Here is a 12,239-nt window from a genome sequence, read left to right on the forward strand (position 1 = left end):
ACTATTACAAACTTGCATTTCTGTCTAAGTACTCGGGGCGGGAATCGAACCCGCACGCCTTTGACGGGCACAGGATTTTAAGTCCTGCGTGTCTACCAGTTCCACCACCCGAGCGTGGTAATTAACCTTTTAAAAACAAATCCCTTCTTTTGGAAGGGATTAGAGCGAAAGACGAGATTCGAACTCGCGACCCCGACCTTGGCAAGGTCGTGCTCTACCAACTGAGCTACTTTCGCATTTCGCAAACCACTATCGCGTTTGCGGAGTGCAAATATAGACAGAAAAGAATATTCTGCAAGAGGTAAAAATGAAATTTTTTCAAAAAAGTTATAACTCGCTGTTTTTCAAAATATCAGAGATGATATCATTCTCATATCCGCGGCTTAAAGCGTACTGATGCAGCTTATATCTCTTTTTAAAAGGGTCTTTTTCTCCTAAAAGCCTTACTTTTTTCTCCAGTATCTGCTTAAGCGTGCTTAAATAATCGTCGTCATCAATGGTATTCAGCGCTTTTTTTATCAGTACATCCGATACTCTTTTGAACTTCAGGCCCTGTTTTATCTTCTGTTTTCCCCAGCCCTTCTGGTTGAATTTCCCTTGGACATAAGCGTTGGCAAATCGCGCCTCATTCAAAAAATTGGTTTGGATAAGCTGGACGATCAAATTTTCTACCTGCGCGCTATGCAGCCCCCATTCATATAACTTATCCCGCACTTCCTGTTGCGAGCGTTCCTGGTAGACGCAGTAATGTTCGGCTTTAGCTAATGCTGTTTTTTCGTCGATTATATGGGTCGGCTTGGGTTGGTCCATCAAATGCCAAAATTCGTTAAAAATTCTTCTATTGGCAGAAATATAAGCAAATTCGTAGCATGCTTAGCAACCATTATTTTATCCGTGAAGTCCAGCAGATCATTAATGCCGGCGGGGTTATCGAAACTGATGACAACATCAGCGTTTTGCTGACTGATAGTCGCCGCATCACCAACGCTTCGGAAGGGTTGTTCTTTGCATTAAGTGGCAGACGCAACGGGCATGAATTTGTTGCTGAAGCCTACGCTGCCGGTGTGCGCAATTTTGTAGTGACGCATCAAACCAAGATAAAAATGCCAGGTGCTAACTTCCTGCTGGTGGATAATGTGCTGGATGCTTTGCAAAAATTGGCTGCTTATCACCGCAACCGTTTTAATCTGGAGGTCATTGGCATTACGGGCAGTAACGGTAAAACGATTGTAAAAGAATGGTTGTACCAATTGCTGATTTCAGATAAAACCATCGTTCGTAACCCAAAAAGTTACAACTCGCAGATAGGGGTACCGCTTTCTGTTTGGCAGATCACCGATAAAGACGACCTGGGTATTTTTGAAGCTGGTATCTCTACGGTAAACGAGATGGAGCGGCTTGAAACTATTATCAAGCCATCAATAGGCGTGTTAACGCACATTGGTCCGGCGCATGATGAGGGTTTTAAGGATCGTAAGGAAAAAGTACTCGAAAAGCTAAAGTTGTTCACTCATTGTAAACTGCTGATCCACAATTATGATCAACTGATAGACTATAAAAAACATATTCCTGTTAAAGACCGCTTTAGCTGGAGCAGACGGTTTAACCAGGCCGATCTTTATGTATTTGCGGAGACCGTTATATCCAGAAACTATTATTTACGCGCCAAATACCAGGGCAAGGAGATCGAATGCCTGATCCCTTTTATGGATGAAGCCTCTATTGAGAACGCCATTGTATGCTGGGCCACCATGCTGGCCATGGGCTATAGCCCTGTTGAGGTGGACAAAAGGATAGAACGGCTGAGCCCGGTAAGTATGCGCCTGGAATTGAAAAATGGGATTAACGATTGCTCGGTGATCGATGATTCTTATAATTCTGATGTGCAGTCGCTGGAGATTGCTTTGAATTTCCTCAATCAGCAAAACCAGCACCCGACACGCACGCTGATCCTGTCGGATATCTATCAATCGGGTTTGGAACAGGAGGTATTGTACCGGCAGGTGGCTGATATGATTAAAAGCAGGAAAGTAAACAAGTTTATCGGCGTAGGAGAGGCTCTGTCCGCTCATAAAGACTTATTTACTTTAGAAAAGAAGTACTTCTACCCGGATACGACGGTTTTGCTTCAGCATCTGAATGAGCTGAATCTTGACAACGAAACTATCCTGATAAAAGGGGCAAGGAGTTTTGAATTTGAACGGATCAGTTCGGCGTTGAGCCTGAAAGCGCATGAAACGGTGATGGAGATCAGCCTGAATGCACTGCTGAACAATCTGAATTTTTATAAATCAAAACTGAAACCGGGCGTGAGGATAATGGCTATGGTGAAGGCATTTTCCTATGGCAGCGGAACGTTTGAGGTTGCCAATATGCTTCAATATAACAAAGTGGATTACCTTGCGGTAGCCTATATTGATGAAGGTGTGGCTTTAAGGCAGACCGGCATTACGCTGCCGGTAATGGTGCTCAATCCCGAGCTGTCCGCATTTGATAAACTGATCGAATTTAAATTAGAACCGGAAATATTCAGCTTTAACCTGCTGGACGAATTTGTAAAATATGCACAATCGCATCACCTGAATAATTACCCGGTGCACCTTAAAATAGATACAGGGATGCACCGGTTGGGTTTTGAGGAACAAGATATCGATATGTTATGCGACCTTATTGAGGAGAACAGGTATATTAAAGTACAATCTGTTTTTTCGCACCTCGTGGCAAGCGATGCGCCGGAGCATGATGATTTTACCAGGAAACAGATCAGGCGATTTGAGAAAGCTTTTACGAAGATTGAGAAGGCGATTGGTTATAAAGTGATCAAGCACATTTCTAATACGGGGGGTATTATCCGCTGGCCCTCGGCACATTTTGATATGGTGAGACTGGGGATTGGTTTATACGGTATCGATGGATCTGTGCCAAAAGGCTCAGGGGTTTTACAGCCAATCGCTACTCTAAAAACCAGTGTGTCGCAGGTACGAAAGGTGGTTGCCAACGATACCATTGGCTACAACCGCAACGGGAAGCTAACTCACAATGGTAAAATCGCTACTGTTCGTATCGGCTATGCCGATGGTTACCTGCGCGCATTTGGTAATGGGGTAGGTAAAATGCTGATAAAGGGGAAATTGGTGCCAACGGTGGGCAATATATCGATGGATATGACCATGCTGGATGTAAGCAATGTAGATGTGCGTGAAGGGGATGATGTAATTGTTTTTAATGATCAATTAACTATTGAAGAACTGGCTCGTGAAATAGGTACCATTCCTTATGAAATACTGACTAATATTTCGCAAAGGGTAAAAAGAGTGTATTTTTATGAGTAGAAATCTACTGCTGCTATGAAAAAAATCGCCGGAGCGTTATTGAACTTTTTTGTTAAAGGGCTCATTGTAGTAATACCTATAGGTGCGGCGGCCTTCTTGATCTTTTGGGGAGTGGCCAAAGTTGACGAAGCTCTGAACTTAAGCGGTGTTTTTCTTACAGACAGTAAAGGCCAGCCGATTTATATCCCGGGCTTGGGTATATTGAATGTATTGATTATTATCCTTGTTGTAGGTATTCTTGTAACGAATGTTATAACCGATCCTATTAAACAATGGCTGAACCGTTGGATAAACCGTCTTCCCATATTCAAATTTTTGTATTCCTCAATCAAAGACCTGACGGAAGCCTTTGTAGGTGAAGAGAAAAAATTTAACGAACCGGTATTGGTCGAGATCAATGAATTTGGTCTGAAAAAGGTAGGTTTCCTGGTGCAAAAGGATCTGGCTAAAATTGGTTTTCCGGGCGAAGTGGCAGTTTATTTTCCTTTGTCTTACTCATTTGCCGGCCAGGTGGTCATCATCTCATCCGAAAAGGTAAAACCGATAGACAGAAACGCCGCCGACATGATGAAATTTGTGATCTCCGGTGGTGTGAGCGGGTTAGATTAACTCAGCTTTTTCATGCTTTTTATAACAATTATAGTACTGATGATCACCAACAAGGCTCCCAGTATATAAGGCGCGCCAGGGAAATAAACTGATGAGCCTTTGTGAGCAAATGATTTGAAGGTATAGCCCATTATCAGCGGCCCGAATATCAAACTCAGGCTCGAAAGTAAGTTCAATCCTCCCTGAAGTTCACCCTGTTCATTTTTCTCAAATTTACCGGTGATCATACTTTGTAGTGCCGGTCCCGATACGCCACCAAGACAATAAGGTATCATGTAGACATAAACCTGCCAGCCATAGCTGGCGAAGGCTATCAATGTTAATCCCAAACCATAGGATATTAGGCCCCATATAATATTATTTTTCAATCCGAATTTAGGAATGAGCAAACGGATCAACCCGCCTTGTATGCTGATGAGCAATACTCCTATAAAAATACCCAGGATACCCACGCTATGCATCGACCAGTTGAACTTTTCATATACATAAAAAGGCAACTGATACTCAACCGCCTTTTGCGCTATGTAAACCAAAGTGAATGCAACCGCCAGCCCGGCCAAAGAGGCATATTTCCCCAGGTTTTGTATTGAACCAATCGGATTAGCTCGTTTCCATTCGAATTTACGACGGTGTTCTACGTCAAGGGATTCTGGTAATACGAATAATCCCCACAATGCATTGAAGAGTGCCGCTGCTGCTGCAGCTATGAACGGAAATTTGATGTTTAATTCGCCAAGAAAAGCACCACCGGATATACCAATGATAAAGCCAAGCCCGGATGCTGCGCCAATCAAACCAAAATTAGCCGAACGTTTATCGCCTTCGCTTACATCGGCTATGTAGGCTGTGCCCGTTGCCATAGTTGCACCGGTAATACCGGCAATGGTGCGCCCCACAAATAACCAAAAGATAGAGGGGGCAAATGCCATAAACAGGTAATCGATACTAAACCCGAATAGAGAAATCAAAAGTATTGGCCTTCTTCCAAAACGATCACTTAGGTTACCAAGGATGGGTGAAAATAGAACCTGCATTAAAGCGTAAGTGAATGTGAGCCAGCCGTTTATTTCGGATGCAACAGCGTTGTCGGTATGCCCCAGTTGTTCAAGGAGTTTAGGAATAACGGGAATAATGATGCCCAAACCCAGCACATCAATAAAGATGGTGACAAAAATAAATCCAACCGCAGCTGATGTTTGGGTTTTAGGTTTTATACTCATAATGGGAAATAGACAACATACCCAATCACGGGAATGTTTAAAGCCCTGTTATCGTTGAATGTAATAACATTGCCAATATAGCATTAAAACTATTAAAATGTTTTGAACAAAACTTACTGTAAATATTAAAAGACTGACGAAGAAGTATTAATAATTAATTGAATTAGTTGTTAAATTGCAATACCCTAGGCTATTGACACATTGGCAAAAAAAGACTTTTACAAATGACTGGTTATTTAATCGCCAGCCTATGGTGTTACCATTTTAAAAAATCATCCCATGAAAATCCTTAAAACCTTATTGGTATTACCCGCACTAGTGGCTGTGCAAACTGCATTTTCCCAAGAGCAGCATCTCAAATTATCAGACGAATTCCCTACAGCAGGAGAAAAGATCACCCTGACTTATGACCCGACAGGTACGGTTACAGAAGGTAAAAAAGATATCACTGCTACCGTTTATTATCTCGATAATAAGAATTACCCGGCTGATGATATCGACCTCAAACCTGATGGAAAATTGTTGAAGGGAGACATTACTATTAACTCGTCCTCTAAAGCATTTATTATAAAAATAGCAGCCGACGGAGCGGTAGATAATAATAGTGACAAGGGTTATATATTCTTGGTATATAAAGATAAGCAGCCTGTTGAGGGTGCTTATGCATGCGAAGCATTTAGCATTTCCAGCGGAATGGGTAATTATATGGCGAAGATAAAAAATGATCTGCCCTGGGCCGGCGAATTATACAAAAAGGAATTTGCCTTGTATCCTAAAAGTGAGAAGGAATATGGATTTGGCTATTATAATATGCTGAACAAACAACCTGAGCATAGAGCGGAGGTTGATGCCAAGATCAGCAGTCTGGGAAAAAGCGACAACGAAGATGATATGATGCTGGCTTATAGTCTTTTGAGAGCATCTAAAAATTCCAAAACAATGGATTCACTGGGCACGGTTATTAAAGCTAAGTTCCCAAATGGTACCCAGGTTAAAAATGAAACCGCTACAGCATTCTTTAAAGAAAAGGATCCTGTCAAGAAGGATTCAATGTACCAGGCCTATATTAAGAAATACCCGGAAAATACAGATGAAAAGAATACTATTCAGGATAATTTCAGGTTACAATTAGCATCTGCTTACCTCGGGAAGGGCGATCTGGATAATTATCATAAATATGAAAGTCAGTTAAAAAACAAAACCAATCTGGCGATGACCCTTAATAATGTAGCATACGAATGGGCCAAGAAAGGGGAAAAGCTGGATGACGCGGCGAAGTTGTCTAAACAGTCGTTGGATATGATGTCGTCAAGAATAGCCAATCCTGACCGACAGCCTTATGCTTCACCCGCTCAAATGAAAAAGAATTATGAATATTCTTATGATCTATATGCTGATACCTATGCCTTTATTTTGTTTAAGCAAGGAAAGTATGACGAGGCTCTTAAATATGAACAGCCTGTAATAGATCGCAGCAAAACGGTTGATCCGGATGAGGGCGATAACTATGTTCAGATTCTGGTAGCATTAGGTCAAACTAACAAGGCAAGGGATTTTGCTGAAAAAATGGTGAAAGATGGCCATGGTACTGAATCAATGAAGACGTTGCTAAAAAACGAATATGTCAAGAAAAAAGGCAGCGATAATGGCTATGATGGATACCTGGCATCGTTGCAAAAAACATTTAAGGATAAAACCAGGAGTGAGCTGGCAAAAACAATGATCAATCAGCCTGCCCCATCCTTTGCATTGAAAGATCTGGATGGCAAAGCAGTATCACTGGCTGATCTGAAAGGCAAAATTGTGATTGTTGATTTTTGGGCTACCTGGTGCGGGCCCTGTAAGGCGTCGTTCCCGGGCATGCAGCTGGCAGTAACCAAATATAAAGACAACCCCAATGTGAAATTCTTATTCGTCGATACCTGGGAAAACGGCGATAATTATGTAGATGGAGTGAAGAAATTCATCTCCGACAATAAGTACAGTTTTCATGTATTGATCGATGAAAAGAATTCAGAAGGCAGGCAAGGCAAGGTTGTGAGTGCATATGAAGTAACAGGCATTCCTACTAAATTCATTATCGATAAAAATGGCAATATCCGTTTCAAATATGTCGGGTATTCAGGCTCTGCTGATAAAATTCTGGACGAGGTGACAGATATGATTGATATGGCTCAAAACCCTGATTCGGTTGCGGTGATACCTAACAGTAACGGAAGCAAAAGCAAATAATCATAGTATTAAAAAAGCGGCTGATAAAGCCGCTTTTTTTCAAAATTAGAAATTTGGTTTCAATACATATTTCTCGTAGAAACGGAAAATATGTTCAGCTGCTTCCTCCGCCGTGTCTACTAGGCGGTATAGGTTCAAATCATCCGGACTAATATTGTGCTCCCGGGCAAGCATAGTTTCTTCCACCCATTTAAATAAGCCGCCCCAATAATCGAGGCCTACGAAGACTATTGGGAAGCGCGCGATCTTACCAGTTTGTATGAGTGTGATCGCCTCAAATGATTCATCCATCGTACCAAAGCCACCCGGCAGTATAATGAAGCCCTGTGAATATTTCATGAACATGACTTTGCGGATGAAGAAATAATCAAACTCCAGCAGTTTATCGCGATCGATATACTTATTGTGAAATTGCTCGAATGGCAACTCGATGTTTAATCCTACCGATTTACCCCCCGCCTCGTAGGCGCCCTTATTGGCAGCTTCCATAACACCCGGACCGCCGCCTGAAATGACGCCGTAGCCGCGTTCGGTCAACAATCGTGCAGCGTCCTCGGCCAGTTTATAATATTTGCTATCATTATGGGTACGTGCTGAACCAAAAATCGACACACACGGACCTATTTTAGCCAGTTTTTCAAATCCATCCACAAACTCGGCCATAATCTTGAATATCTGCCACGAGTCGGTTACTTTTATTTCCTGCCAGTTCTTATTTTCAAAAGCCTGTCTTATTTTATCTTCACCAGTCATATCCTGTTATTCGTATTCAATAGTATAAATGTTGCGTTATTGGCTTTTGCGTGATGAAGTGAGCCATAACCCGACAAAAGTAATTAATCCATTAACAATGATGAGCTCATTATCGAAAACATATCCGCCAAATAATTTTGCTGAATCAGTGCTAAGGAAATAACATACTAACGGTGATACAACGCAAATAAATGGAACTAGTTTATCTGCCACCTGTCGCCCCTTCATAAACAGGCCAAATGAATACAGACCCAGTAAAGGCCCGTAGGTATAAGAGGCTACTTTGAATATAGCACTCACCACCGCATCATTGTTTATAGCATTGAATATCACTATGGTTAGAAGCATTAGCCCTGAAAAGGCAATATGCACCACATGACGGGTCTTTACCATTTTAGAACTGTTGATATCCTTGTTTTTTGTAAAACCTAAGAAATCGACGCAGAAGGAAGTGGTTAACGCTGTAAGGGCGGAGTCAGTTGTGGCAAAGGTGGCCGCTGTCAAACCCAGCATAAATACAACTGCCGGGATTACGCCTAAATATTTTAAAGCAATAGTAGGGTATAGATAGTCGGTTTTGGTAACGGTGATACCATATTTTGTCGCATAAATGTATAGCAATGCTCCAACACTTAAAAAGAAAATATTAATGATAACAAACACCGTTGTAAAACTGAACATGTTCTTCTGAGCGTCTTTAATATGGCTCATGCTTAGGTTTTTCTGCATTAGGTCCTGGTCAAGGCCCGTCATGCCGATGGTGATGAATATGCCACCTAAAAACTGCTTGCTGAAGTGGAAATGGCTACTCAGCAAATCGTTAAAAAAGAAAATTTTTGAGTAACTGCTGTTTTTGATGGCATCTGCCGCTTCAAAAATGCTCATATTCAGGCTGCGGCACATAAAAAACAATGACAGGAACACCGATGAGACCAGAAATAAGGTCTGCAGGCTGTCAGTAATAATAATGGTTTTTAACCCGCCTTTAAAAGTGTACGACCATATCAGTATCAGGCAAATCAATACAGTTACTGCGAAGGGGATATGATAAGTATCAAAGATGAATTTTTGTAACACGATCACCACCAGGTAAAGCCTGAATGATGAGCCGATCGTGCGACTGATCAGGAATATTCCCGCTGCTGTTTTATAGCTCCATGTACCTAAAGCTTGTTCAATATAACTGTAAATGGATGTCAGCTTTAGACGGTAATAGAGGGGCAACAAAACCGTAGCGATAATGATAAAACCGGTTGCATTGCCTAATACAAATTGGAAATAGGCAAATTGATCCCCAGTTGGGGCGCCAACTTTACCCGGAACAGAGATAAACGTAACTCCACTCAAGGCAGTACCAATCATCCCAAAAGCTACCAGGTACCATTTGGAATTCCGGTTGGCCACGAAGAAGGTATCGTTGTCGGAGGATTTTCTCGATGTCAGCCACGATATGACCAGGAGCATAAGAAAGTAGCCGATGATGAAGCAAAGTAAAACTAAAGGCGACATAGGCGATATTTAGTCGGACAAATAAATTTGATAATCATGTCAGCTCGTTCGAAATGACAGTCTCTAATTTGAGGCAAGATATGTATTATGTTCAACAAATCCCATCTTCCGGACTTACGCGGACTTTCCGACTTCCCGACTAATTTAATTAAATTCGCAAAATGAATTTCTCGTCAAAGTTGCTGGAGAATGCGGTGGCAGAGTTTGCCAAATTGCCGGGGGTGGGACAAAAAACCGCTTTGCGCCTGGTATTGCACTTGTTGAACCAGGATAAGGCTGAAGTAGCGAAATTTGGCGACAGCATCATCAAACTGCGAAATGAAATAAAATTTTGCCGGGTTTGTCATAATATTTCAGATCAGGAGATATGTGAAATATGCTCCGCACCTAAGCGCGATCACGCAACTATCTGTGTAGTAGAGGATACACGTGATGTAATGGCTATACAGAATACTGATCAGTACAATGGGCTTTACCATGTTTTGGGTGGTTTAATCTCTCCGATTGACGGGGTCGGTCCTTCTGACTTACAGGTAGATACATTAGTAGCCAGGATAAAAGAAAACGAGGTTAAGGAGGTGATATTTGCTTTGAGTGCCACAATGGAGGGAGACACCACTATATTTTATTTGCACAAAAGGTTAAAAGATTTCAACATTAGCCTTTCTACCATAGCTCGTGGCATAGCTTTTGGTGGTGAACTAGAGTATGTTGATGAGATTACCCTTGGGAGATCCATCGCGACACGTATTCCATACGAAAGTTCACTATCAAAGTAGCGTGTATGAAATTATCCGTAATCCTGATCAATCACAATTCACGTAATGGCCTCCGGCTTGCATTAACCTCATTGCAAAAAGCTGCACGCAATATTCCGCACGAAATTATTGTGGTTGATAATGGGTCTACAGATAACTCCGTCAGCATGCTTACTGCCGAATTTCCACAGGTGAAGTTATTTATTAACTCCGTTAAAGAAAGTCTATCTCAGGTCTATAATAATGCTTTACTGGAAACCCGAGGACAATATATTTTATTGATTAACCCTGATACGATTATTAGTGCTGATTCCATCACCAAATTGAATGAATTTATGGATCAGCATCCCTTAGCGGGAGGCACAAGTGTTCGTATGGTAGATTTTAAAGGCGATTACCTGCAACATTCAAAACATACATTAACAGGCGCCTGGGCTGCATTTATCAAATTTGTCGGGTTGTCATCTTTCTTCCCTAAAACCTACTCCTATTCAAAAAGGAAGGCTGACTGGGTTGATGAGTTTGAAACAAAGGAGATAGATGTGCTGAACGAAACCTGCATGATGCTTCGCCGGTCGGTATTGGAGAAAACCGGTCTTTTTGACGAGCGGTTTGCTCTATATGGCTATAATATCGACTTATCATACCGTGTCAGGCTACAGGGATTTAAGAATTATTATTACTCAAAAACATATTTCATCCAACTACCACGCAAAGCGGTTAACAAATTTAGCTGGAATTACTTCAGGCATTTTTATGGTGCTATGATTATATTCGCAGCTAAATATTTGTTTAAACTGCCTGTGCTGAACACCAAAAACATAGGCGAGCTCTACCCATCGTCGTATGAAGTTGAATGACAAAGTCGTAATTATCACCGGGGCATCATCAGGAATAGGCAAAGCATTGGCAATTGAGTTTGCAAGTCGCGGTGCCAATCTTGTCTTAGCTGCCCGTCAGTATGTTGCCTTATGCGAGCTCACTGAAAGCCTGATCAAACAATATAATATTCAGGCTGTGGCTGTGCAATGTGATGTGTCGAATGAGGACGATTGCAACCATTTAATTAAGCAAACCATACTTACTTTTAATAAGATCGACGTATTAGTAAACAATGCAGGTATCAGCATGCGGGCCTTGTTTAAGGATGTTGATCTGAATGTGCTGAAAACACTAATGGATGTCAACTTCTGGGGAACAGTTTATTGTACCAAATTTGCTTTGCCCCATATTCAAAAAACACAGGGCAGTATTGTGGGCGTATCATCCATAGCGGGTTATAAAGGTTTGCCGGGGCGCTCCGGTTACTCAGCCTCCAAATTTGCGATGAATGGCTTTTTGGATGTTTTGCGCATAGAGAATCTGAAAACAGGTGTCCACGTGTTAACTGCCTGCCCTGGTTTTACAGCTTCCAACATACGCAATACTGCTTTGGCCAAAGACGGCTCGCAACAAGGTGAAAGCCACATGGAAGAAGAAAAAATGATGACTGCAGAAGAGGTTGCAAAACGTATAGTTGACGGAGTAGAGAACCGCACCAGGACACTCATCATGACCCGCCAGGGCAAACTAACTGTGGCAATAAGCAAATTCTTTCCGGCATGGCTGGATAAGCTGGTTTACAAGACGTTTGCTAAAGAGAAGGATGCATTATTGAAGTAACACACCTATCCCTAAACCTCTGCTCGAAAACGCGGTTGAGGTAAGAATTACCTGTCATAGAACTTAAGTTTATTGTACCTTTTGTTAACTAATAGATTATTGTTGACGGAATTTATTGGATAATATTTTCAATCGATAATAATTATTAATCTATGATTAATTAA

General features: G+C 41.6%; 10 protein-coding genes and 2 tRNA genes. 6 read left to right on the forward strand and 6 right to left on the reverse strand.

Annotated elements, in window-relative coordinates; translation table 11 throughout:
• Window positions 1-29: 29 nt before the first annotated feature.
• The 3 genes from Q3A68_RS16320 to Q3A68_RS16330 all read right to left on the reverse strand — a co-directional run bounded on the left by Q3A68_RS16320 (window position 30) and on the right by Q3A68_RS16330 (window position 810).
• A tRNA-Leu gene (locus Q3A68_RS16320) sits at window positions 30-114 on the reverse strand.
• A gap of 49 nt (window positions 115-163) precedes the next feature.
• Window positions 164-236, reverse strand: a tRNA-Gly gene (locus tag Q3A68_RS16325).
• 91 nt (window positions 237-327) lie between these two features.
• Window positions 328-810: a regulatory protein RecX gene (locus Q3A68_RS16330; RefSeq protein ID WP_302902181.1), complete on the reverse strand. Its 483-nt coding sequence runs from the start codon at window positions 808-810 to the stop codon at window positions 328-330.
• 59 nt (window positions 811-869) lie between these two features.
• Between Q3A68_RS16330 and Q3A68_RS16335 the strand changes: the two genes are divergently transcribed.
• Window positions 870-3,332, forward strand: coding sequence for a bifunctional UDP-N-acetylmuramoyl-tripeptide:D-alanyl-D-alanine ligase/alanine racemase (locus Q3A68_RS16335; protein ID WP_302902182.1), 2,463 nt, complete (start codon window positions 870-872; stop codon window positions 3,330-3,332).
• A gap of 15 nt (window positions 3,333-3,347) precedes the next feature.
• Window positions 3,348-3,941, forward strand: coding sequence for a DUF502 domain-containing protein (locus Q3A68_RS16340; RefSeq protein WP_302902183.1), 594 nt, complete (start codon window positions 3,348-3,350; stop codon window positions 3,939-3,941).
• On the opposite strand, the gene Q3A68_RS16345 is transcribed toward Q3A68_RS16340, so the two are convergent.
• Complete coding sequence (locus tag Q3A68_RS16345) at window positions 3,938-5,161, reverse strand: TCR/Tet family MFS transporter (protein ID WP_302902184.1); 1,224 nt, start codon at window positions 5,159-5,161, stop codon at window positions 3,938-3,940. The two genes, Q3A68_RS16340 and Q3A68_RS16345, sit on opposite strands and share 4 nt — an antisense overlap.
• Window positions 5,162-5,440: 279 nt before the next feature.
• Between Q3A68_RS16345 and Q3A68_RS16350 the strand changes: the two genes are divergently transcribed.
• Window positions 5,441-7,393 (forward strand): TlpA family protein disulfide reductase, encoded by a 1,953-nt coding sequence (locus Q3A68_RS16350; protein WP_302902185.1) that lies wholly within the window; start codon window positions 5,441-5,443, stop codon window positions 7,391-7,393.
• 45 nt (window positions 7,394-7,438) lie between these two features.
• On the opposite strand, the gene Q3A68_RS16355 is transcribed toward Q3A68_RS16350, so the two are convergent.
• A complete protein-coding gene (locus Q3A68_RS16355) occupies window positions 7,439-8,146 on the reverse strand; it encodes an LOG family protein (protein ID WP_302902186.1) in 708 nt (235 codons plus the stop codon).
• Window positions 8,147-8,182: 36 nt separating this feature from the next.
• Complete coding sequence (locus tag Q3A68_RS16360) at window positions 8,183-9,655, reverse strand: sodium:solute symporter (RefSeq protein ID WP_302902187.1); 1,473 nt, start codon at window positions 9,653-9,655, stop codon at window positions 8,183-8,185.
• 161 nt (window positions 9,656-9,816) lie between these two features.
• On the opposite strand from Q3A68_RS16360, the gene recR reads away from it, so the two are divergent.
• From recR to Q3A68_RS16375, 3 genes are read left to right on the forward strand one after another with little or no spacing between them, the layout of a single operon-like run.
• Entirely contained in the window at window positions 9,817-10,434 is a 618-nt protein-coding gene (recR, locus tag Q3A68_RS16365) for a recombination mediator RecR (RefSeq protein WP_302902188.1), read from the forward strand.
• A 5-nt stretch (window positions 10,435-10,439) separates the two neighbouring features.
• Entirely contained in the window at window positions 10,440-11,273 is an 834-nt protein-coding gene (locus tag Q3A68_RS16370) for a glycosyltransferase family 2 protein (RefSeq protein WP_302902189.1), read from the forward strand.
• On the forward strand, window positions 11,260-12,075 hold the full coding sequence (locus tag Q3A68_RS16375) for an SDR family oxidoreductase (RefSeq protein WP_302902190.1): 816 nt from the start codon (window positions 11,260-11,262) through the stop codon (window positions 12,073-12,075). The genes Q3A68_RS16370 and Q3A68_RS16375 overlap by 14 nt, the downstream gene beginning before the upstream one ends.
• Window positions 12,076-12,239 lie beyond the last annotated feature (164 nt).

The organism is Mucilaginibacter tolerans, assembly GCF_030519375.1.
Classification (GTDB): Bacteria; Bacteroidota; Bacteroidia; order Sphingobacteriales; family Sphingobacteriaceae; genus Mucilaginibacter.